The organism is Micromonospora sp. NPDC049203 (assembly GCF_043197215.1).
In the GTDB taxonomy this organism is placed as follows: Bacteria; Actinomycetota; Actinomycetes; order Mycobacteriales; family Micromonosporaceae; genus Micromonospora.
The window spans coordinates 314,684-336,370 of the sequence record NZ_JBICSV010000003.1 but is presented as its reverse complement, the minus strand read 5'-3'; the positions used below and the strand labels follow the sequence as shown (position 1 = coordinate 336,370).

The following is a 21,687-nucleotide window of genomic DNA, read 5'->3' as shown; positions in this document are numbered from 1 at the left end:
CGAGTGACGAAGCGAACCGCGGGCGGCGGTGTCAGGCGCGAGCGATGCCCTGGAGGATCTCCGCGGCACGCCGTAGCGTGTCGCGTTCGTCCTCGGTCAGTGCGGCCAGCCGGGTGGCCAGCCATTCGTTGCGGGCCCGCTCGAACTGGTCGAGCACGGCCCTTCCCCCTTCGGTAGCCGCCAGTATGACCTGCCGTCCGTCGGTCGGATGGGGAGTCCGCTGCACGAGGCCGCGTTCCTCCAACTTCGCGACGATCTTCGTCATCGTGGGTGGCTGCACCCGTTCGACATCGGCCAGTTCCCGTGGCGTGAGGGCGCCCGCCAGCTTGAGGCTGGTGAGCGCCGACAGCTGGGTGACCGTGAGGTCGCCGACCGGCCGGGCTTGTCGGACCCGCCGGTTGAGCCGGGTGATCGCATCTCGCAACTGAGGGGCCAGTTGCGCCGGTGGCACGCGTTTCGCCGTCACCGTCCGCTCCGTCACAACTAGTTAGCTTAACTAATGAGCCTGGCTAACGACATGCGTTATGACCAGGCTCACCAGCGTCAGAGCAACACGGACTCGACGGGCCCGCGCAGGAAGTACACGACGAACAGCACGGCGACCCCGTACAGCAGGGGGTGGACCTCGCGGGCCTTGCCCTTCGCCACCTTCAGCAGCACGAAGCTGATCACGCCGGCCCCGATGCCGTTCGAGATCGAGTAGGTGAACGGCATCAGCGCGATGGTGAGGAACGCCGGGATGGCGATCTCGTAGTCGGTCCAGTCGATCGTGCGGACCGCCGTCATCATCAGGAAGCCGACCACCACCAGCGCCGTCGACGCGGCCTCGAACGGCACGATCAGCGACAGCGGCGCCAGGAACATGGCGAGCAGGAACAACACGCCGGTGACCAGGTTGGCCACGCCGGTCCGGGCGCCCTCCGCGACGCCTGCGGCGCTCTCGATGTACGAGGTGTTGCTGGACACCGAGGCCGCGCCACCAGCGGCGGCGGCGATCGAGTCGACGAGCAGGATCTCCTTGGCCTTCGGCGGGGTGCCCGTCTCGTCGAGCATGTCCCCTTCCTGACCGATCGCGACCATCGTGCCCATGGTGTCGAAGAAGTCCGTGATCAGCAGGGTGAAGATGAACATCAGCGGCACCAGCCAGCCGACCCGGCTCCACGAGTTCAGCACGTTGAACTGACCCAGCAACGACAGGTCGGGCACGTCCACGATCTGCTTCGGCAGCTCGGGAACGTTCAGCGACCAGCCCTTCGGGTTCGGCTTGCCGTCGACGAAGGACGGGCCGACCTTGGCGACCGCCTCGACCACGATGGCCAGCACGGTGGAGGCCAGGATGCCGATCAGGATCGCGCCCCGGACCCGGCGCACCACGAGCACCAGGGTGATCAGCAGGCCGACCACGAAGACGAGCATCGGCCAGCTGACGATCTTGCCGTTGATGCCCAGTCCGACCGGCACCGTCGAGTTCGCCGCGTCCGGCACCCGCCTGACGAAACCGGCGTCGACCAGGCCGATGATGGTCAGGAACAGACCGATGCCGACACCGATCGCGGTCTTGAGCTGCGTCGGCACCGAGCGGAACACCGCGGTACGCAGCCCGGTGAGCACCAGGATGCCGATCAGCACACCCTCGATGACCACCAGGCCCATCGCGTCCGCCCAGGTCATCTGCGGCGCGATCTCGTACGCCACGAGCGCGTTCACGCCCAGGCCGGCGGCGAGCGCGATCGGGAACCGGGCCACCACGCCCATCAGGATCGTCATCAGGCCGGCGACCAGGGCGGTCGCCGCGGCGAGCGCCGGAATGGCGAGCGAACGCCCGTCACCGTCCTTCCCGCTGCCCAGGATCAGCGGGTTCAACACCACGATGTACGCCATCGTGAAGAACGTGGCGAGGCCGCCTCGGATCTCACGGCTCAGCGTCGACCCGCGAGCCGAGATCAGGAAGAAGCGGTCGAAGGCGTTTCGTGGGTGCGCGGGATCGGGCGGCGTGCCGTGATCCGGCGGCGGAGCAATGGACATCGGGTCCTCATCTAGGTCATCGACTGGATTTTGTCGCGCGCATCGTCCCAGATCACCCGCCTGGCAGGGAAGAACGATCACGTACGCTGGGCCAGTGTCACAGGAGCAACAGCCGCGGCCGGAGCCGCTCGACCCGCCGATGGTGCCGTTCGCCGTCGCCGGGCTGATCGCCTGGGCGGTGGCCGGCCTGGTGCTACTGATCTTCTTCCGGGACTGGCTCACCGAATCCGGGCGTCAGAACTGGCTCTGGACCTGCCTCGCCGGTTTCCTGTGGGGCTTTCCCGGCCTGGCGGTGATGATGCGGCACGACGCCAACCGGCGCCGCCGGCGCGCTGCCGCCGGGCGGCGGCAGCGCTGACCGGTCAGGGGTGGCCGTACGGCTCCGCCGGCTCGGCCGCCTCCACCGAGCCCGGGGCCCGGCTGACAGTCATCGCCTCGACCGCGCTGTCGTCGTAGACGGTGGGCAGTTCGTCGACTGGCGTCTCCGGCGTCTCCACAAGCGTCTCGGAGTGCGCGCCGCACCCGTGGTCGGCGCTCACCACCCGGCCGTCGTCCGGGGCGTAGAAGTTGCCGCAGGCGCCGAAGGCCAGGCGCAGCGAACCGGCCAGCGGCAGGTAGAAGCCGCAGGTGCCGCAGCGGGCGGCGGCCGGCGCGGCGACCGAGATCGCGGCGTCCGGGCCGTGGTCACCGTCGTACCAGCGCTGGGCGGCCTCGGCACGGCCCTCCCGGGACAGCACCCGGGGCCGGCCCAGGCCGAGCTCCCAGGCGGTCTCCTCCACTGCCGGATCGTCGGAGAGCAGGTAGCCGGGGGCGAGCCGCTCGTCGTCGGCCGGGGTGGGCAGCAGGTCACCCGGGCCCAGGTCGCCCGGCTTGAGCCGCTCCTGCCACGGCAGCCAGCCCGGGGCGAGCAGCGCGTCCGGGCCCGGTAGCAGCACCGTCTCGCAGACGGTGACGTGGCGGCTGCGCGGCACCCGGGTCACCGTGACGGCCCAGCGCCAGCCGCGGTAACCGGCCATCCGGCACTCGAAGTAGTGGGTGACGACCCGATCGCCCTCGGCGACCGCCTGGAGATGATCGCCGATGTCGGTGGGCTCCACCTCGGTGATCGCGTCGCGGGCCACCTCGACGGCGGCGGCGCAGACCTGGTCGAGCCGGGGAGCGCGGGCGGAGGCGGGCCTGGTCACCGGACCATTGTTCCCCATGCCCGTCCACGGGCGACAGGCACTCCCCGGAGTCATTCTCTCCGGGTGATGCGGCGCACGTGGAGCGGATGGGCGAGGATGGGACGCATGGCGCTGTCCTCCCGCTCCGGCCGCTCCTTTCTCGGGCGGACCGTCGGCACCGGCATCCGCGCCACCCGGCTGCTGCTGCGGGGCTCGCTGCACGGTGGGCGCTGGATGACCCGGCGGGCCGGCACCGCCCGGGCCCGAAGCGCGGGCAACGAGGTGGGCATGGTCCGCCTGTTCGACCTGCACGCGCTCTCCTGCGCCGGTGACACGCTCATCGCGATCGGCCTGGCCGGGACGATCTTCTTCGACGTGCCGCTGGGCGAGGCGCGCAACAAGGTGGCCCTCTACCTGCTGGTGACCATGGTCCCGTTCGCCATGCTCGCCCCGGTGGTCGGCCCGCTGCTCGACCACTTCCGCCACGGCCGGCGGTACGCGCTCGCCACCACCATGCTCGGCCGGGCGTTCCTGGCGTGGCTGATCTCCGACTACATCGGCGGTTTCGGGCTCTACCCGGCGGCGTTCGGCGTGCTCGCGCTCTCCCGGGCATACGGTGTGGCCCGCTCGGCGGCGGTCCCCCGGCTGCTCCCCGAAGGGCTGGGGCTGTCCCAGGTAGGGGCGCGCGCGAGCGTCTACGGCACGGTGGCCGGCGCGCTCGTCGCGCCGATCGGGCTGGCCGCGTTCTGGTTCGGGCCGCAGTGGCCGCTGCGGGTCGCCTCGGTGATCTTCCTGATCGGCATGGTGATCTCGCTCCGGCTGCCGCCGAAGGCCGACTCCGAGCCGCCCGAGCGGATGCCGCACCCGCTGCGCGCGCTGCGCCGCCGCGACGGCGAGCGCCCGCTGGGCCGGGGCCGCCCCAGCGGACGGCTGGTGATCGCCACGCTGATCGGCGCGGCGGCGCTGCGCGGGCTCTACGGCTTCCTGCTGCTGTTCCTGGCCTTCGCGATCAAGGCCGGTGACCTGACCACCGACTTCTTCGGCCGCGACCTCGGCGCCCAGGGCGCGCTGGGCCTGGTCGGCGGCGCGCTGGCGGTAGGCACGTTCCTCGCCACCGCGCTCGGCACCCGGCTGCGCATCCACCGGCCGACAGCGCTCCAGTCGAGCGGCACGATAGTGGTGGCCGGTGTGGCGGTGCTCGCCGCGCTGAAGTTCTCGCTGCCGATGGTGGCGCTGCTCTGCCTGGTGGCGGCCATGATGAGCGGGATCGCCAAGCTCGCGGTGGACGCCTCGATCCAGGAACGCATCCCGGAGCGGCTGCGCGCCAGCTCGTTCGCACACTCGGAGACCGCGCTGATGCTGGCGTTCGTGGCCGGCGGCGGGCTCGGGCTGGTGCCGTTCACCGGCCTGATCGGCGTGACGGTGGCCGCCGCGGTGGCCGCGCTGGTGGCCGTACGCGGCGTGCTCGTCGCCGGCAAGCTGCGCGGTGAGCACCTGGCCGGCCGGCCGCTCGGCGACGAGGAGCTGGCCGCGGAGCAGGCGACCCGCGACGAGAAACCGGCCACCACCTCGCTCGACGACCCGGCGCCCACCTCACCGGCGCCCCAGCGCTCCGGCCCGCCGCCGGACGACGAGGGGCTGGCACCGCCCGGCTTCCACATCTACCGGCCGTCCTCCTCGGTGGGCGGCCCGGGCGGCGTCGAGGACACCGAGCGGCGTGATCCCCGGGGGCCGGTGGCGTGAGCGGTCTGCTCGTGGTCACTGCCGTGCCGGCAGAGGCCGAGGCGATCCGTGCCGGCCTCACCGCACCGGCAGCGCCGGACATGACGGTGCCGCCGGGCGGGACGGCATCGCCGGACGTGACGGTGCTGCCCGTCGGGGTCGGCCCGGCCGTCGCCGGGGCCGCCACGGCACGGCTGCTGGCGCTGGCCGAGGCGGCCGGGCGGCCGTACCGGGCGGTGGTCAGCGCCGGCATCGCCGGAGGGTTCGTCGGCCGGGTCGCGGTGGGCGGCACGGTGCTCGCCGACCGCAGCGTCGCCGCCGACCTCGGCGCCGAGTCGCCCGCCGGTTTCATCCCGGTCGAGGACCTGGGCATGCCCCCCGAGTTGCTGGGCGGCGGCCGGATCGTCGCCGCCGACCCGGGCCTGCTGGCCCGTCTGCGCGCCGCGCTGCCGGGGGCCACCGTCGGCACGGTGCTCACCGTCAGCACGGTGACCGGCACCGCCGCCAGCACGGCGGCGCTCGCCGAACGGCACCCGGACGCGGTGGCCGAGGCCATGGAGGGGTACGGCGTGGCGGTCGCCGCCGCCCAGGCCGCCGTGCCCTTCGCCGAGCTGCGGACCGTCTCCAACCCGATCGGCCCGCGCGACCGGAGCGCGTGGCGGATGCGGGAGGCGTTCGCCGCGCTCACCGCCGCGGCGGCCGCCCTCCACTGATCCCGTCCACCTGTGGATAACCCTGTGGAGAAGTCGTCGGGCTGGGGACGGCGGGCTCAGATCGTGATGACGACCTTGGCTCGTGCGTGCTCGGTTTCGAGGTAGCGGACTGCCTCGGGCACCTCGGGCAGCGAATACGTCCGGTCGACCGCAGGGGTGAGCCGGCCGGCCTCGGCGTGCTCGCGCAGCACGTCGAGGTGCGCCCGGCCGGGTGAGGTGGCGAGGACGACGACGCGCTGGCTGATGACCGGCGCGACCAGCCGTCCCCGCGCCAGCAGCCCGATCGGGCCGAGAAGGCTGCCGCCCCGGTAGACGCCACCACCGGAGAGCACGAGCGTCCCGCCCGGCGTGAGCGCCCGCCGCAACGCGGTCAGGGGGCGGTTGCCGACCAGGTCGAACACCACGTCGTGGCGGCGCCCGTCGCGGGTGAAGTCGTCGTGGGTGTAGTCGACCACGTGGTCGGCGCCCAGGGAGCGGACCAGCGCGACGTTGCGGGTGCGGCACACGCCTGTCACCGTCGCGCCGAGCGCCTTCGCCAACTGGACGGCGAGCGTGCCGACGCCGCCGGAGGCCCCGTTGATCAGGACGCGGTGGCCGGGCCGGACCCGCCCGGCGTCGCGCAGCCCTTGCAGCGCGGTGACGCCTGCCAGCGGCAGCGCCGCCGCCTGCGCCGGGGTCAGGTTCGCCGGCCGCGGCGCGACCAGGTGCTCGGGCACGCACACGTACTCGGCGAACGCGCCGTCGGCCTCGCCGAGGTCGCCGAAGACGGCGTCGCCGGGGCGTACCTGCCGCACCTGGGCGCCGACCGCCTCGACCCGGCCGGCGAAGTCGCGGCCCCGGATGCGGGCCCGGGGCCGCGCGAGGCCGAGCGCCAGCCGCGACAGCCGGGGGTCGCCGCGCATGACGTGCCAGTCGTACGCGTTCAGCGCGGCTGCCTCGACCCGGACGAGGACGTCGCCGGGGCCGGGCGCGGGCGTCTCGACGTCGGCGAGCACGAGTGTCTCCGGTGGGCCGTACCGGTCCTGGACGATCGCCTTCATGTCGCCACTCCCTCCCAGGTGTACGGCGTACACCATGATGGGACAAGGCTAGGTGTACGCCGCACACCAGTCAAGGCGGTTACTGTGTCAACGGCCTTCGGGAGGACTGGGGACGACATGGCGAAGCAGGCGGAGACGGCACGAAGGGCACCCCTGACCAGGGATCGCGTCCTGCGTACCGCCGTCGTGCTCGCCGACCGGACCGGCATCGAGTCGCTGAGCATGCGCAACCTCGCGCAGGATCTCGGCGTCGTGCCGATGGCCCTCTACAAGCACGTCGCCAACAAGGACGAACTGCTCGACGGCATGATCGACATCGTCGTCGCGGAGATCGACCCGCCGGCGCCCGGCGACTGGAAGCAGGCGATCCGCCGGCGCATCCTGTCGGCGCGGCAGATGCTGCTCCGCCACCCCTGGGCGTCGCTGGCGATCGAGTCCCGGACCACGCCCACGCCGGCCGTCCTGGCCTACCTCGACTCGACAGTCGACGCGCTGCGGGCCGGCGGTTTCTCCACCGACCTGGCCCACCACGTCATGCACGCGCTGGGCAGCCGGGTCCTGGGCTTCAGCCAGGAACTGTTCGACACCTCCCGGCAGGCCGGGCGATCCGGCGCGACCAGCGCCGGCACACCGGCGGACCTGCCGCCGGAGGTGGCCGCCCGGTTCCCGCACCTCGCCGCCATCGCCACCGCCGCGTCCCACGACGACGACTCGGTGGTCAGGCCGGGCTGCGACGACCAGTTCGAGTTCGAGTTCGCCCTGGACCTGCTGCTCGACGGCATCGAGCGGCTGCACCGGACCGGCTGGACGTCACACCGGACGGGATGACGGGCCGCCCGGGCGACGGGGTTACGGTGGGACCGTGGCGCTCTCCCTGGCGATCTCCCCCTGCCCCAACGACACGTTCGTCTTCGACGCCCTGGTGCACGGCCGGGTGCCGGGCGCCCCGCCGGTCGAGGTGACCTACGCGGACGTGGACGTCACGAACACCGCCGCCGAGCGGGGGGCGTTCGACCTGGTGAAGGTCAGCTACGCGGCGCTGCCCTGGCTGCTGGAGGACTACCACCTGCTGCCCTGCGGCGGCGCGCTCGGGCGGGGCTGCGGCCCGCTGGTGCTGACCCGTGGCGACCGGACCGACCTGTCCGGCGCGACGGTGGCGGTGCCCGGCGAGCGGACCACTGCGTACCTGCTGTTCCGGCTCTGGGCGGCCGACCAGGCACCGGCGCGCATCGAGGTGGTGCCGTTCCACGAGATCATGCCGGGTGTGGCCGCCGGCCGGTACGACGCCGGCCTGGTCATCCACGAGGCGCGCTTCACCTACCCGCGGCACGGGCTGACCGCGCTCGTCGACCTGGGCGAGTGGTGGGAGGGCGACACCGGGCTACCGATCCCGCTCGGCGCGATCCTGGCCCGGCGGGGCGCCGTCGACCCGGTCGAGGCCACCGCCTGGATCCGCGAGTCGGTACGCCAGGCGTGGGCCGACCCGGAGGCCAGCCGGGAGTACGTCCTCGCGCACGCGCAGGAGATGGAGCCCGACGTGGTGGACCGGCACATCGGCCTCTACGTCAACGAGTTCACCGCCGACCTGGGTGAGGCCGGCTTCGCCGCCGTGGAGGCGCTGCTGGGCCGGGCCGCCGACGCCGGGCTCGTCCCTCAGACCTCCAGCTCGCGCGCCACCGCGTGGACCAGCTGAGCGATCTTCTGGGAGGTCTTCCGATCCGGGAAGCGACCCCGGCGCAGGTCCGGCTGGACCTTCGCCTCCAGCACCTTGATCATGTCTTCCACCAGGCCGTGGAGTTCCTCGGCCGGCCGGCGGCGCAGCTCCGCCACGGACGGCGGCGCCTCCAGCAGCTTGACCCCCATCGCCTGGGCGCCCCGCCGGCTGTCGACCACGCTGAAATCGACCCGCTGGCCACCCTTCAGGTCGGCGACACCCGCCGGTAGCGCGCCCTTCGGCAGGAACACGTCGCCACCCTCGTCACTGGTGACGAACCCGTACCCCTTGGCGGCGTCGTACCACTTCACTCGACCCGTCGGCACCTGTTGAACCCCGCTCCACTCGAACCGTCTACCCCTCCAAGGCTAGCCCGATGATCCGGTCCAGCGCCCTCGGGAATTCGACGAGATCATCAAGCACCAGATACGCCCCGGCCTCGGCCAGTTCGTCGGCCGAGCAGGGGCCGGTCGCCACTGCCACGCCGGGGATTCCCGCAGCTCGCGCGGCGGCCATGTCGGCCACGTGGTCGCCCACGTAGAGCGTGGCGCCGTGCTCGCGCAACGCGACCGCCTTCTGCTCCGCGAACACGTCCCCGGCCAGCTCGTCCACCGGCAGGCCGAGATGGTCCAGGTGCAGCTTCGCCAGCCGGCCGATCTTCGCGGTCACCACCATCGTCCGGCCGCCGCGCTCGTGCACCGCGCGCAGCGCGGCCTCGGCACCCGGCATCGGCACGGTCGGAGTGATCGCGTACGCCGGATACAGCTCCCGGTAGAGCGTCACCGCCTCCTCGACGCGCTCCGGCGGGAACCAGTGCGCCAGCTCGGTACGCAGCGGCGGGCCCAGCCGGGAGACGGCCAGTTCCCCGTCCACATGCACGCCCGTGCGCGCGGTCAGCGCCCGGAACGCGGCGGCGATCCCGGGCCGGGAGTCGACCAGAGTCATGTCGAGGTCGAAGCCGACCATCAGCGGAGGCATGCCGAGAACCTACCCAGCGGGCTAGCGTGGTACGACGATGACCACCTCACTCGCCGACCACCTGCGGGCCCTCCCCGACGAGCCCCTGGCCGCCCTGCTCCAACTGCGGCCGGACCTCGTCGTGCCGGTGCCGGCCGACGTGTCCGCCCTCGCCCTGCGCGCCCAGTCCCGGGTCTCCGTGGCCCGGGCGCTCGACGGGCTGGACCAGTTCACCCTCCAGATCCTCGACGCCGCCCGGCTCACCCGCGATCCCGAGGGCACCACCTCCACCGACCAGATCCTGGCCATGGCCACCGCCGGGCCGCACCCGCCCGCACCCACGACGGTCCGCGCCGCCGTCGACCGCCTCCGGGCCCGGTTCCTGCTGTACGGCCCCGAGCACGCCCTGTGCGTGGCCGGCGGCATCGACGAGGTGTCGCCGTACCCGGCGGGGCTGGGCCGACCGGCGGCGGAGCTGGACCCGCGCGCGGCGGCGCTCTGCGCGGACCCGGCGAAGCTGCGGCGGACGCTGCTGTCCGCGCCGCCCTCGGCCCGGGCGGTCCTGGACCGGCTCGCCGCCGGGCCGCCGGTCGGGACCGTGGCGCCCGGCGCGCTGGAGGCCCCCGCCACCGGCGCCGAGGACGTGCTCCCGCCCGACCTGGTCAACGGCGGCGCCCCGACCGGCTCGCCGATCCGCTGGCTGGTCGAGCACCGGCTGCTGGTCCGGATGTCCGGCGGCCGCAACGGCACCGTCGAGCTGCCCCGCGAGGTGGGGCTGGTGCTGCGCCGCGACGCCGGTCCGCTCGGGCCGCTGCGCACCAGCCCGCCGGTGGTGTCCGGCCCGGCGCGCGAGGTCAAGTCCGTCGACTCGGCCGGGGCCGGGCAGACCATGGAGGTGGTCCGGCACATCGAGGCGATGCTGGAGGCGCTGACCGCGGAACCCGCCCCGGTGCTGCGCTCCGGCGGCGTCGGCGTACGCGACCTGCGGCGGCTCGCCCGCGGTCTCGGGCTGGACGAGCCGACCACCGCGCTGCTGTTCGAGGTGGCGTACGCGGCGGGGCTGACCGGGGAGATGGAGCTGACCGGTGCGGCCACCACGCGGTATGGCGGTGACCAGCAGATCCTGCCCACCGGCGGGTACGAGGTGTGGCGCGCGGTGTCCCTGGCCCAGCGCTGGGACCAGCTCGCCCGCGCCTGGATGTCGATGCCCCGCCAGGCCGGCCTGATCGGGCAGCGCGACGACCGGGACCGGCCCATCTCGGTGCTCTCCGCCGAGGCGGAACGGGCCGGCGCGCCGGCCGCCCGGCGGGCCGTGCTCGCCGTGCTGGCCGACCTGCCGCCCGGCACCGCGCCGACCCCGGACGAGGTGCTGGAGCTGCTGGACTGGCGCACGCCCCGGCGGGCCCGGGGACGGGAGGCGGCGCACCGGGAGGTGCTCGCCGAGGCCGCCACGCTGGGCGTGACCGGGCTCGGCGCGCTCACCTCGTACGGGCGGCTGCTGCTCGCCGAGCTGACCGAGGCCGACGAGCGCGGTGACGACCCGCTCGGGCTGCGCTCCGACGCCGAGTCGGGCGACGCGTCGACGACGGTACGGGCGCTGGACGCGCTGCTGCCCGCCCCGGTCGACCACGTCCTGGTGCAGGCCGACCTGACGGTGGTGGTGCCCGGCCCGCCCGACCCGGCGCTCGCCGCCGAACTGGACGTGGTGGCCGAGCACGAGTCGGCGGGCGGCGCCAGCGTGCACCGGGTCACCACGGCGAGCATCAGGCGGGCACTCGACGCCGGCTACACGGCCGACGACCTGCACGCGCTGTTCCGCCGCCGCTCGCGCACCCCGGTGCCGCAGGGCCTGACCTACCTGGTCGACGACGCGGCCCGCAAGCACGGTGGGCTGCGCGTCGGGTCGGCCGGGGCATACGTGCGCAGCGACGACGAGGCGCTGCTCAGCGAGGTCCAGGCGGACCGGCGCCTGGAGCCGCTGGCGTTCCGCCGGCTCGCGCCCACGGTGCTGGTCACCCCGTACCAGGTCAACCGGATGCTCACCGCGTTGCGCGACGCCGGGTACGCCCCGGTGCCCGAGGACGCCAGCGGAGCGATGGTGCTGGCACGCCCGAAGACCCGGCGGGCGCCGGCCCGCACCGCGAGCGGTCGCGCGGTCGACCCGCTCGCCACGCCGAAGCTGCCGATGCCCCGCCTGCTCGGCGTGGTGGAGCAGATCCGCCGGGGCGAGGCGGCGGCCCGGGCGGCGCGGCGGGCCCCGGCGGTGGTCCGCGGCGGCCCGGCGGCGGCCGGTCCGACGCCGGTGTCCGGGCACGGCGACGCCCTGGCGGTGCTCCAGCAGGCGGTACGGGACAAGGCGCTGGTCTGGGTGGGCTACGTCGACGCGCACGGGGCGACCGCGTCCCGGCTGGTCCGCCCGGTGTCGATCGGTGCCGGCTACCTGCGCGCCGAGGACGACCGCACGGAGATGCTGCACACGTTCGCGCTGCACCGGATCACCGCCGCCGTGCTGGAGGAGTGAGCTACTCCCCGTTGCGGCGCAGCGTGCCGATCACCGACACGGCCAGCAGCAACGCGAACGCGGTGCCGGCCGCCTCACCCACCGAGTCGACGAAGCCCTGCTGCTGCACCAGCAGCCCGAACAGGAACCAGCCGAACACCCCCGCCGCGGCCGCCGCGTAGGCGAGCACCACCGCCGTGGGCACCTCCTGCTGCCGCGCCCGTTCGTCCTCGGGAAGCACGTCCTGGTCAACGGTCATGGCAGTCCCTCCCCGTCCCGGCATGGACCCGGCTTCCAGGGTTACACCAACCGGACCGCGCGGACAGGGGTTAAAACCCTGATCCGGGCGGTCCGGACACGGGTAGGGCGGGCGCGGGCCGGTTCGGGTGCCGGGGCGGCGTGCTCAGGTGCCGGGGCGGCGGCCGATCACCACCACGCGGGTGCCGACCGAGCCCAGCTCCCAGAGGCGTACCGCGTCACGGTGCAGCAGGTTCACGCAGCCGTGCGAGCCGATCGCGCCGTTGTGCAGGTAGGTGGTGGTCTCGTGGAAGCCGATCCCGCCGTTGAACTGCTGCCAGTACGGCAGCCACACCTCGTACGGGTTGGACCACTCGCGCGGGTTCTTCCAGCCCACCGAGTACGTGCCGGCCGGGGTGGCGTAGCCGGACATACCGGTACGGGTGACTGTCGGGCCCATCACGACCTTGCCGCCACGCATCGCCCAGACCGTCTGCCGGGTCAGGTCGACGCAGAAGGTGAGCCGGGAACCGGCCTTGCACCGCGCGGTGTCGGTGGCGGCCAGCCGCTTCGCCACGTCGTACGTGGTGGGGCCGGCGCGACCGGAGGACGGGCTGATCCCGTACCGGATCTGGAACTTCTTGATCGCCGCGCAGTCGGCGGCGGACTGCTCGCCGTCCACGGTCAGCGTCCCGAAGCCGCCCAGCCGGGTCAGGTACGTCTCCACGGCCCGCTGGTGCTCCCCCTGCGGGCACCCGGCGGACGCGCTCGGCTTCGGCTTGGGCTTGGTCGTCCTCGTCGCCTCCGGCGACCGGGAGGGTTTCGGCGAGGCCGTCCGGCTCGGCTGCGCCGACGGGGACGTGACCGGCTGCTCCGGCGCGGGCGACGCGCTCGCCCCCGATGCTCCCTCCGTCAGCCCGACCGGGCCGGGGGTGCTCCCCCCGGTGCCTTCCGCCTGCGGATCGAGCGCACAGGCGCCGACACCGACCAGCACGACCACCGCCAGGGCGGTGGCCCGTGCGAGAAACCGGACACGCTGCATGGGCCCTCCCTGGACAATCGTCCCGCTTGCTAGACGTGTGGGACGAGTATGACGTTGCCTGTCCAGCGAGACTTTTTTGCGGTGCCCTCCGGCGTGCAACACTGGATGGTCGGCCTGCGGCAGGTCAGCCGGGCGCAGACGGGTTCCGGGCGGCGGGTTCCGGGCGATGCGAGAGGACGCTGGCGTGAGCGGTGGACCACTGATCGTGCAGTCGGACAAGACGCTGCTGCTGGAGGTGGATCACCCCGACGCGCAGGCGTGCCGGATGGCCATCGCGCCCTTCGCCGAGCTGGAACGCTCCCCCGAGCACGTGCACACCTACCGGCTCACGCCGCTCGGCCTGTGGAACGCGCGGGCCGCCGGCCACGACGCCGAGGGCGTGGTCGACTCGCTGATCAAATACTCGCGCTACCCGGTGCCGCACGCGCTGCTGGTCGACGTGGCCGAGACGATGGACCGGTACGGCCGGCTCCAGCTCGCCAACGACCCGGTGCACGGCCTGGTGCTGCGCGCCCTGGACCGGGTGGTGCTGATCGAGGTCGCCAAGAGCAAGAAGCTCGCCGGCATGCTCGGCACCAAGATCGACGACGACACCATCGCGGTGCACCCGTCCGAGCGGGGGCGGCTCAAGCAGGCGCTGCTCAAGCTGGGCTGGCCCGCCGAAGACCTGGCCGGGTACGTGGACGGCGAGGCGCACCCGATCGAGCTGGCCGAGTCCGGCTCCGACGGCGGCAAGCCGTGGACGCTGCGGTCGTACCAGCGGGAGGCGGTGGAGGCGTTCTGGGCCGGCGGCTCCGGCGTGGTGGTGCTGCCGTGTGGCGCCGGCAAGACGCTGGTCGGCGCGGCGGCGATGGCCGAGGCGAAGGCGACCACGCTGATCCTGGTCACCAACACCGTGGCCGGACGGCAGTGGAAGCGGGAGCTGATCGCCCGCACGTCGCTGACCGAGGAGGAGATCGGCGAGTACTCGGGCGAGCGCAAGGAGATCCGCCCGGTCACCATCGCCACGTACCAGGTGCTCACCGCGCGGCGCGGCGGCGCGTTCACCCACCTGGACCTGTTCGGCGCCCGCGACTGGGGCCTGGTCGTCTACGACGAGGTGCACCTGCTGCCCGCGCCGATCTTCCGCTTCACGGCGGACCTCCAGGCCCGTCGCCGGCTCGGCCTCACCGCGACTCTGGTACGCGAGGACGGCCGCGAGGGCGACGTGTTCAGCCTGATCGGCCCGAAGCGGTACGACGCGCCGTGGAAGGACATCGAGCAGCAGGGCTGGATCGCACCGGCGGAGTGCACCGAGGTACGGGTGACGCTCACCGACGCGGAGAGGCTGGCGTACGCGACGGCGGAGGCCGAGGAGCGCTACCGGATGGCGGCGACCGCTCGCACGAAGCTGCCTGTGGTGCGGGCGCTGGTGGAGCGGCACCCGTCCGAGCAGGTCCTCGTCATCGGCGGGTTCCTCGACCAGCTGCACCAGCTCGGCGAATACCTGGACGCGCCGATCGTGCAGGGCTCCACCACGAACAAGGAACGCGAGCGGCTGTTCGACGCGTTCCGCTCCGGCTCGTTGCGGACCCTGGTGCTCTCGAAGGTCGGCAACTTCTCCATCGACCTGCCGGAGGCGGCTGTCGCGATCCAGGTGTCCGGCACGTTCGGCTCCCGCCAGGAGGAGGCGCAACGGCTCGGCCGGGTGCTGCGGCCGAAGGCCGACGGCCGGCAGGCGCACTTCTACACGGTGGTCTCCCGGGACACCATCGACACCGAGTACGCCGCGCACCGGCAGCGGTTCCTGGCCGAGCAGGGGTACGCGTACACGATCGTGGACGCCGACGACGTGCTCGGACCGTCGCTGCCGAGCGTCGACTGACCGGCGTGCCGGCCGGGCGGGCCGCCGTGCTGCGGCCCGCCCGGTCTCGCGGTCAGCCCTTGCCGCTGGCCCGGAACGCGACCCAGGCGTCGCTCATCCGGTCGGCCTGGCCCGGGGTGAACATGTTCATGCAGGAGTCCTGCGTGTAGTCCATGAAGTTGTGGATCGGGTCCAGCCCCGGCGCGGTGCAGGTGTCCGCCCCGATCGGGCAGTTGAACTGCGGCGCCGCCTCACGCGGCGTGTCGGCCACGAAGTCGCCGGACGCGGAGCAGCCGTGCGCGAACGTGTGCTCCAGCATCAGCCAGTGCCCGACCTCGTGCGTCAGCGTGTCGCCGAGCGCGTACTTGCCGGCCGTGCCGCCCGGCATCGACTCGTCCAGCATCACCACGCCGTCGATGTAGTCACGGCCGTTGTTGTAGCCCTTCGGGAAGTACGCCCAGCCGAGCAGCCCGTCACCGATGTTCGCCGCGTAGACGTTCAGCGTGCGGGAGTCGCCGGTGTAGAGCGCCTTCTTCATGTCCCGCTCGTTCTTGCCCGGCACCACCGTGTACCAGGCACTGTTGACGGTCCAGGTGGTGTCCACGAGCGAGAAGCGGAACGGCGTGTCCGACGCGTCCGCCGCCGTACGACCCGCGAACGAGTCGTTGAGCACCGTCATCTGCGCCGAGATGAGCGTGTTCCAGCGGGCCTTCTCGGCCGCGCTCAGCTCGTGGTCCGAGATCATGTGGAAGATCGTCGGCACGGTGACGCTGCCGTTTGCCAGGCGCGGCGCGTCCTTGATGACGCCGTACGCCTTGGCCTCGTTCGTCGAGTAGAGCGCGGGCTCCTTGGCGGTGGCGCCCTCGCGCACCCGGGCGGCGCTGTGGTTGCCGGCACCCGGCTCGCACTCGGCGACCACCGGGGAGGCGGCCACGGGTGCGGGCGTGGCGGAGGCTCCCCCGGCGGTCAGGAAGGTGGCGGCGGCAGCGACGAGCACCGCCAGGTGGATTGTCGGTTTCCTGTGCATCGTTGCACCTTTCGAGAGACATGAAAGGAGTACGACGCGGGGTTGTCAAAGCTGCGGATCGATGACGTCGTCGTCCCGCCATAAGACCACGTCAATGGGCATCGGCAACAGTCCCCGGCGGGTCCGTCGACGTCACGGCGTCGGTGATCACCCGCGCGACGCACTCGTAGTCGCGTACCAGCGGCCCGACCAGCGCACGGTCCGGCTCGAACGCGGCGACCAGTCCGCGTACCAGATCCCTGAACCGGTCGTCCGGGCCGAGCCGCCGCCCCCGGTGCCGGCGCGCGACGCTGCGCCAGCGGCGCAGGCCGACGTCGGCGAGCCGTTCGCGGAGCTCCGGCGCGGGCACCGGGCAGCCGTTCGCCCACAGGTCGGCGAGGCCCCGCATGATCGCCGTCCGGGTCGGGTCAGTCATGCCGGTAGCGGGCGCGGCGGCCAAAATGTCCGAAGCCGAGCCGCCGGTACAGCCCGGCAGCCGGATTGTCGTCGTTGACGCAGAGCCACACGGCGTCCGCGCCCCCGTCGGCGAGGCCGCGCAGCACACGAGCCACGAGGTAGGCGCCGACCCGACGACCGCGCCACCCGGGCACCACACCGACCTGGTCGATCCAGTCGTCGAGCACTGTGACGAAGCCGGCCGCCTCGCCGTCCGGACCACGCGCGAGCAGCGTCAGCTCCGGCCGGAAGTCCTCGTCGTCGCGCAGGTCGCCCAGCCACTCGCCGGCCTCGGGCTCCACGAAGCCGGGCCGGTCGGCGAACGACGCGCGGTAGGTGGCGAACAACTCCCGCCCCAGCGTCGCCGGCTCCACAGTCACCCCGTCCGGCGCGGCGACCTCGGGCAGCGCGTCGAGGTCGTGCCGCAGCACCCACTCCAGGAACGTCCGCATGTAGCCGCGTCTGGTGAGCAACTCCTCCGCGCCGACGTTCCACGTCTCCGTGGTGACCAGCAGGCCCGCGTCGCCGGCGTGCTTCTCGGCCCAGTCGAGCAACGCGCCGCCCAGCCCGCGTCCGCGCCACGCCGGGTGCACGAGTCCGGTGGCGGTGGCGGGCGTCCGCCCGGTGCCGACCCCGACGGCCGCGACCAGGTCGCCGCCGGACCAGGCGCCGTGGGTACGCGTCTGCAGCAGCCGCGCCCGCACCAACGGGGTACGCCCGAACAGCGGCAACCCGCCGTCAGCGACGAGGCACGCCCGCGCCAGGCCGGTCAGTGCTGGTAGGTCGTCCTCGCCGAACTCCCGCCAGACCAGCGCACCCGTCCCGTCCACGCCCACTCCCGTCGCCCGCCCCACCCGGCCGCCACGCTCCACCGAGGCAGTAGGCCCCACCCCCTCCCCCACGGTCAACCAGATTCCCCACCCGCCCCCGCCCTCGCCGCCCCACCCGCCCCGCCCCACCCGACCCGCCGATCTTGGAGTTATGGCGCCTCCAATGTCGACTTCGCGGCTTTTGCAAGGTGCCACAACTCCAAGATCGCCGCGATTCGTCAACGGCCGCCCGCCGCCGGCCCGGGATCCGCCGAGATCTTGGTACGGCCCCGCCCCCCCCATGGGGGCGCCCTCGTACCAAGATCTACCTCGGCCGGGGTCCTGGAGACGCGGCAGTTCACTCCCTACTGCGTCGATCATGCAGTTGTCGCCCCGGCGAAAGCCCGCAAAACCGGCACCCGAGGGGCAGGAAGTGCAAGATCGACGGCGAAGGCGGGAGGGAGGGAGGGCGGGCGGGTCAGGGAGTGGGGTTGGCGTGGATCTGGATCGTGGCGCCGGCGGACAAGGGGGCCAGCAGCCACCTCACGGGCTGCTCGTCCTCGGTCGGGTCCACCCGGAGGCGGTCGCCCGGACGCAGGTCGAGCTGGGTGGCGATCTCGGCGGCCAGGCGACGCCACGCGCCGAAGCTGGTGCCGTCCGGCGTCGCCGGGCCGGCCGGGTCCACCGCCGTGTAGTCCGGCGGGTCGGTGGGGTGCCGCAGCACCTCGGCCGACCAGTCCAACCAGCCCGGCGGCACCTCGGCGAGCGGGCCCGGCCCGGTGCCCATCAGGTAGCGGTGCGTCCCCTCGGGCACGTCCTCCAGCCAGTCGTCGAGGCGTTCCGGCGTCACGAACACCGCGTCGTACGGCCGGTCCGCGCCGGGTTCGAGCACCGGCAGGCCGGCCAGCGCGCGAGGACGGAACGAGACCGTCAGACCGACCGACCAGGCGCCGATCAGCACCGCCGCGGTACGCCAGTGCGGCGGCAGCAGCACCGCCACCCGGTCACCGGGGCGCAGCCCGCACCCGTCGCGCAGCAGCCCGGCACTGCGGGCCGCCCACTGGCCCAGCTGCGGCCCGGTCAGCTCGGTGCGCTCGCCGGTGGCGTCGTCGAGGTAGGTCAGCAGCGGCGCGTCGGCCGCGACGGCGGGTGCGTGGGTGGCCATCTGATGCGCTCCTGTCTGACGGTCAGCTCACCCTAGCCGGGCAAGCCTGTCGATCAGGAGGCCGAACCGCCGGACGGTAGTCGCGCACCCGCCCGACCGGCGAGGACAAGCCACCGCGCCCAGCCGTCACGCACCCCGGCGGCCAGCCGTCACGACCGCCCGAGCCGGACGCGGTGGCGCACCCGGACGGCCAGGCGAGCCGAGCCGGCGCACACGCGGGCGACCAGGCCGGGCAGGGCACTCGGGACACACCGGACGCCGCAGCAGAGCACCGGCCATCGACTTTGGTCGCCGGCTCGGTCGTCCGACGGCCGTATCCGAGGGCCGGGTGGCTGCGCGACGGTTGCGGTCATGACGACCGAACCCCCGTGTCGGCGGCTGGTGCCGGTGATCGCGCTGCTGCTGATCGCCCCGTGGACGGCCGAGTGCTCCTGGGGCGGCTTCACCCTCATCGGCATGCCGTTCGTCGTGCTGGTGCTCGCCCCGATGTACGGCGGGGCCGCGCTGCTGATCCGCGAGACGGCCCGGCGGCTCGGGCTCGGCTGGCCGGGGATCGCGCTGCTCGCCGCCGCGTTCGGGGTGGTCCAGGCCGGCCTTGTCGACCAGTCCCTGTTCAATCCCGGGTTTTTCGACGACACCCAGTTCGCCGGCACCCGGGCCGCCGCGGAGGCCACGCTGGTGCCCGGCCTCGGGTTCAGCGCGAGGCAGGCAGTCGACTACGTGGGCAACCACGTGGTGCTGACCATCTGCGCGCCGATCGCGCTCGTCGAGTCGTACCTCGGTGCGGGCCGCCGGGCACGGCCCTGGCTGGGCCGGCCGGGGCTGGCCGTGGCGGCGCTGCTCTGGCTCGGCGGCAGCCTGCTGGTGTTCGCCGACGACGGTGGCCGCAAGAACTTCCTGGCCTCGCCGGTCCAGTTGGCGTTCGCCACCGGCGTGGCGCTGGCCCTGGTCGCCGTCGCCCTGCTCCGCCACCGGCACGCCGCGTCACCGCCCACCGCACCGACGCCCGGGCCGACGTCCACCCGGCCGACGCTCGCCGGACTACCGCCCGCCGGCCGACCGCACACCGAAGCCGGCCCGCCCCGGCCGCTCCGGCCCGCGCTTGTCGTGGCGGTGGCGTACGTGGGATCGACGATCGCCCCCGGCTGGCCGGGAGTCGTGCTCGCCCTCGCACTCGCCGGGATCGCCGCCGTCCTGCTGACGCGCTGGTCCCGCCGGCCCGGCTGGGGACAGCGGCACGTACTCGCCACCGGCTCGGCCGGCCTGGTCGTCGCGGCGGCGCTCGCGTACACCGTGCCGACCTATGCCCCGGCGAGCCCGGCGGCGGCGCTGGTGGGTGACGTGGCGATCAGCGTGATCGTGCTGCTGCTGGTGGGCGGCGCGTGGTGGCGGATCACGGCAGCTCGGGTCCGCCGTCGAGCAGCGGGGCCAGCAGGTCGCCCTGCTGTTCCACCCGCTTGAGCACCTCGCCAGCTGTGTACGGCCGCGTCGACGGCCGCTTCCCCGCCGCCCCGGCCTCCACCTCGTCCCAGGTCAGCGGCGTGGACACCGAGGGCACCGACTGGGCCCGCAACGAGTACGGCGCCACTGTCGTCTTCGCCGCGTTGTTCTGACTCCAGTCGATGAAGACCTTGCCGGGGCGCAGGTTCTTCGCCATCTTCGAGACGATCAGCTTCGGGTGTGCCTGCTCCAGCTCCTGCGCGATCCGCTTGGCGTAGTCGGAGACGAGTTCGGCGTCCTGCGTGCCGGCGATCGGGCAGCAGAGCTGCATGCCCTTCTTCCCCGACGTCTTCGGGAACGAGGAAATCCCGTCGTCGGCCAGCCGGTCGCGCATCAGCAGCGCCACCCGGCAGCACTGCTTGAGCGCGGCCGGGGCGCCCGGGTCCAGGTCGACGACCATCATGTCCGGGTGCGCGCCGATCTTCCACTGCGGAGTGTGCAGCTCCAGCGCGGCCAGGTTGGCCAGCCACACCAGCGTGGGCAGCTCGTCGCAGACCACGTAGTCGATGGTCTCCCGCCCCTTCGTCGAGCCGGGCGCGGGCAGGTTCTCGGTGCGTACCCAGGCGGGGGTCGCGGCGGGGGCGTTCTTCTCGAAGAACGAGCCGCCGTCGACGCCGTTGGGGAACCGGATCCGGGTCAGCGCGCGGTCGCGCAGGTGCGGCAGCAGCACCGGGGCGATCCGCGTGTAGTAGTCGATCACCTCACCCTTGGTGAAGCCGGCCTTCGGGAACAGCACCTTGTCCAGGTTGGACAACTCCAGTGAGCGCCCCTCGACCTCGACCTTGAGCCGGTCAGCCGGCATCGTCGACCTCCTCCGGCGGTTTGTCCGGGCGTAGGCGCAGGATACGCGGGAAGCGCAGTCGGCCGTCCGGCGTGCGCTGGCCGTACTTGACCTCCACCACGATCCGGGGAGTTACCCAGATCGCGCCCCGGGCATCCTCGCGCGGCACGCCGGCCGCGAACGGCGACGCGGTGGCGCGCAGCGGTTCCAGTTCGCGCAGCAGTTCCCGTTCGATGGCCGCGCCGATCCCGCCGCCGACGCGTCCCCGGTAGATCAGCCGCCCGTCCGGGCCGGGCACGCCGACCAGCAGCCCGCCGACGCGCCGGGCGCCGGGCCGCCAGCCGCCGACCACGAAGTCGGCGGTCACCTCCAGCTTGACCTTCACCCAGTCCGGCGAGCGCACGCCGGGCCGGTAGAGCGAGTCGACCCGCTTGGCCATCACCCCCTCCAGCCCGTGCTCGCCGGCCGCCGCGTAGGTGGCCGGGCCGTCGGTGAAGACCGGCGGCACCGCCCACCGGGCGGCGCCGAGCCCGAGCGACTCCAGCGCCGCCCGCCGCTCCCGCCACGGCCGGGCGGTCAGGTCGACGCCGTCGAGCCGCAGCAGGTCGAAGATCATGTACGTGACCGGCACGGTCGCCGCCAGCCGCGCCGCCTTCACCGGGTTGCGTACGTGCATCCGCTCGGCGAGCGCGGTGAACGAGGGCTGCCCGTCGGTGAAGAGGACCACCTCGCCGTCGAGCAGCGCGTCGTCCACCTGCTCGGCCAGGTTGAGCAGTTCCGGGTACGCGGTGGTGATCTCGACGCCGGAGCGGGCGTAGAAGTGCCTGTCGCCGCGGGAGATGTCGGCGAGCGCGCGTACGCCGTCCCACTTGAACTCGTACGACCAAGCGGCGCCGGCCGGGAGCTGCCCGGTCGTCGCGAGCATCGGCTTCAACGGCGCGCCGGGCACCTCTCGACTGTAGTTGCGCACGGAAGCGCGTGCGTCTCGTTCGATCGTTTGCGATTCTGGTGGTC

Annotated in this window: 22 protein-coding genes; 8 read left to right on the top strand and 14 right to left on the bottom strand. The window is 73.4% G+C overall.

What is annotated here, in order from left to right; genetic code table 11:
* Nucleotides 1-31: 31 nt before the first annotated feature.
* Together ACGFIA_RS10545 and ACGFIA_RS10540 are read right to left on the bottom strand one after the other, a co-directional pair.
* Nucleotides 32-481, bottom strand: coding sequence for a MarR family winged helix-turn-helix transcriptional regulator (locus ACGFIA_RS10545; RefSeq protein WP_393259560.1), 450 nt, complete (start codon nt 479-481; stop codon nt 32-34).
* A gap of 62 nt (nt 482-543) precedes the next feature.
* A complete protein-coding gene (locus ACGFIA_RS10540; protein ID WP_357387583.1) occupies nt 544-2,025 on the bottom strand; it encodes an NCS2 family permease in 1,482 nt (493 codons plus the stop codon).
* Between the two features lie 94 nt (nt 2,026-2,119).
* Here ACGFIA_RS10540 and ACGFIA_RS10535 point away from each other — a divergent pair, with 94 nt between their 5' ends.
* On the top strand, nt 2,120-2,383 hold the full coding sequence (locus tag ACGFIA_RS10535; RefSeq protein ID WP_393259558.1) for a DUF2530 domain-containing protein: 264 nt from the start codon (nt 2,120-2,122) through the stop codon (nt 2,381-2,383).
* Nucleotides 2,384-2,387: 4 nt separating this feature from the next.
* Here ACGFIA_RS10535 and ACGFIA_RS10530 read toward each other — a convergent pair whose 3' ends face one another.
* Nucleotides 2,388-3,227 (bottom strand): DUF3027 domain-containing protein, encoded by an 840-nt coding sequence (locus ACGFIA_RS10530; protein WP_357469838.1) that lies wholly within the window; start codon nt 3,225-3,227, stop codon nt 2,388-2,390.
* Nucleotides 3,228-3,314: 87 nt separating this feature from the next.
* On the opposite strand from ACGFIA_RS10530, the gene ACGFIA_RS10525 reads away from it, so the two are divergent.
* Together ACGFIA_RS10525 and ACGFIA_RS10520 are read left to right on the top strand one after the other, a co-directional pair.
* Nucleotides 3,315-4,931 carry an MFS transporter gene (locus ACGFIA_RS10525; protein ID WP_357469835.1) on the top strand — a complete coding sequence of 539 codons (1,617 nt, stop codon included), beginning with the start codon at nt 3,315-3,317 and terminating at the stop codon, nt 4,929-4,931.
* Nucleotides 4,928-5,623: a futalosine hydrolase gene (locus ACGFIA_RS10520; protein WP_357469832.1), complete on the top strand. Its 696-nt coding sequence runs from the start codon at nt 4,928-4,930 to the stop codon at nt 5,621-5,623. The genes ACGFIA_RS10525 and ACGFIA_RS10520 overlap by 4 nt, the downstream gene beginning before the upstream one ends.
* 56 nt (nt 5,624-5,679) lie before the next feature.
* On the opposite strand, the gene ACGFIA_RS10515 is transcribed toward ACGFIA_RS10520, so the two are convergent.
* Nucleotides 5,680-6,663, bottom strand: coding sequence for an NAD(P)-dependent alcohol dehydrogenase (locus ACGFIA_RS10515; protein ID WP_357469829.1), 984 nt, complete (start codon nt 6,661-6,663; stop codon nt 5,680-5,682).
* Nucleotides 6,664-6,780: 117 nt separating this feature from the next.
* On the opposite strand from ACGFIA_RS10515, the gene ACGFIA_RS10510 reads away from it, so the two are divergent.
* Nucleotides 6,781-7,491 (top strand): TetR/AcrR family transcriptional regulator, encoded by a 711-nt coding sequence (locus ACGFIA_RS10510; RefSeq protein WP_393259556.1) that lies wholly within the window; start codon nt 6,781-6,783, stop codon nt 7,489-7,491.
* 34 nt (nt 7,492-7,525) lie between these two features.
* Nucleotides 7,526-8,356, top strand: coding sequence for a 1,4-dihydroxy-6-naphthoate synthase (locus ACGFIA_RS10505; RefSeq protein ID WP_357479620.1), 831 nt, complete (start codon nt 7,526-7,528; stop codon nt 8,354-8,356).
* Here the strand turns inward: ACGFIA_RS10505 and ACGFIA_RS10500 are convergent.
* Both ACGFIA_RS10500 and ACGFIA_RS10495 read right to left on the bottom strand, forming a co-directional pair.
* Entirely contained in the window at nt 8,317-8,703 is a 387-nt protein-coding gene (locus ACGFIA_RS10500; protein WP_030503574.1) for a cold-shock protein, read from the bottom strand. The genes ACGFIA_RS10505 and ACGFIA_RS10500 overlap by 40 nt on opposite strands.
* A 28-nt stretch (nt 8,704-8,731) precedes the next feature.
* Nucleotides 8,732-9,355, bottom strand: a complete 624-nt coding sequence (locus tag ACGFIA_RS10495) for an HAD hydrolase-like protein (RefSeq protein WP_357469818.1) — start codon at nt 9,353-9,355, stop codon at nt 8,732-8,734.
* A gap of 37 nt (nt 9,356-9,392) precedes the next feature.
* On the opposite strand from ACGFIA_RS10495, the gene ACGFIA_RS10490 reads away from it, so the two are divergent.
* Entirely contained in the window at nt 9,393-11,855 is a 2,463-nt protein-coding gene (locus ACGFIA_RS10490; RefSeq protein WP_393259555.1) for a helicase-associated domain-containing protein, read from the top strand.
* Between the two features lies 1 nt (nt 11,856).
* Here the strand turns inward: ACGFIA_RS10490 and ACGFIA_RS10485 are convergent, their stop codons facing one another.
* Together ACGFIA_RS10485 and ACGFIA_RS10480 are read right to left on the bottom strand one after the other, a co-directional pair.
* Nucleotides 11,857-12,093 (bottom strand): hypothetical protein, encoded by a 237-nt coding sequence (locus ACGFIA_RS10485; protein ID WP_269702695.1) that lies wholly within the window; start codon nt 12,091-12,093, stop codon nt 11,857-11,859.
* Between the two features lie 144 nt (nt 12,094-12,237).
* Nucleotides 12,238-13,113, bottom strand: coding sequence for a L,D-transpeptidase family protein (locus tag ACGFIA_RS10480; RefSeq protein ID WP_393259553.1), 876 nt, complete (start codon nt 13,111-13,113; stop codon nt 12,238-12,240).
* Between the two features lie 184 nt (nt 13,114-13,297).
* Between ACGFIA_RS10480 and ACGFIA_RS10475 the strand changes: the two genes are divergently transcribed.
* Nucleotides 13,298-14,977, top strand: coding sequence for a DNA repair helicase XPB (locus ACGFIA_RS10475; RefSeq protein WP_393259551.1), 1,680 nt, complete (start codon nt 13,298-13,300; stop codon nt 14,975-14,977).
* A gap of 52 nt (nt 14,978-15,029) precedes the next feature.
* Here ACGFIA_RS10475 and ACGFIA_RS10470 read toward each other — a convergent pair whose 3' ends face one another.
* The 4 genes from ACGFIA_RS10470 to ACGFIA_RS10455 form a co-directional block, all read right to left on the bottom strand.
* Entirely contained in the window at nt 15,030-15,983 is a 954-nt protein-coding gene (locus ACGFIA_RS10470; RefSeq protein ID WP_357387561.1) for a zinc metalloprotease, read from the bottom strand.
* Nucleotides 15,984-16,074: 91 nt separating this feature from the next.
* On the bottom strand, nt 16,075-16,398 hold the full coding sequence (locus ACGFIA_RS10465) for a hypothetical protein (protein WP_357387559.1): 324 nt from the start codon (nt 16,396-16,398) through the stop codon (nt 16,075-16,077).
* Entirely contained in the window at nt 16,391-17,248 is an 858-nt protein-coding gene (locus ACGFIA_RS10460) for a GNAT family N-acetyltransferase (protein WP_357469803.1), read from the bottom strand. The genes ACGFIA_RS10465 and ACGFIA_RS10460 overlap by 8 nt, the downstream gene beginning before the upstream one ends.
* A 457-nt stretch (nt 17,249-17,705) precedes the next feature.
* Nucleotides 17,706-18,392: a TIGR03089 family protein gene (locus ACGFIA_RS10455; protein WP_357387556.1), complete on the bottom strand. Its 687-nt coding sequence runs from the start codon at nt 18,390-18,392 to the stop codon at nt 17,706-17,708.
* 351 nt (nt 18,393-18,743) lie between these two features.
* On the opposite strand from ACGFIA_RS10455, the gene ACGFIA_RS10450 reads away from it, so the two are divergent.
* The gene (locus tag ACGFIA_RS10450; RefSeq protein WP_393259548.1) at nt 18,744-19,853 is read left to right on the top strand and encodes a hypothetical protein; all 1,110 of its coding nucleotides are present in this window, start codon (nt 18,744-18,746) and stop codon (nt 19,851-19,853) included.
* Here ACGFIA_RS10450 and ligD (ACGFIA_RS10445) read toward each other — a convergent pair.
* Together ligD (ACGFIA_RS10445) and ligD (ACGFIA_RS10440) are read right to left on the bottom strand one after the other, a co-directional pair.
* Nucleotides 19,786-20,694: a non-homologous end-joining DNA ligase gene (ligD, locus tag ACGFIA_RS10445; RefSeq protein ID WP_393259546.1), complete on the bottom strand. Its 909-nt coding sequence runs from the start codon at nt 20,692-20,694 to the stop codon at nt 19,786-19,788. The two genes, ACGFIA_RS10450 and ligD (ACGFIA_RS10445), sit on opposite strands and share 68 nt — an antisense overlap.
* A complete protein-coding gene (ligD, locus tag ACGFIA_RS10440) occupies nt 20,684-21,622 on the bottom strand; it encodes a non-homologous end-joining DNA ligase (protein WP_357387550.1) in 939 nt (312 codons plus the stop codon). The genes ligD (ACGFIA_RS10445) and ligD (ACGFIA_RS10440) overlap by 11 nt, the downstream gene beginning before the upstream one ends.
* Between the last annotated feature and the right edge of the window lie 65 nt (nt 21,623-21,687).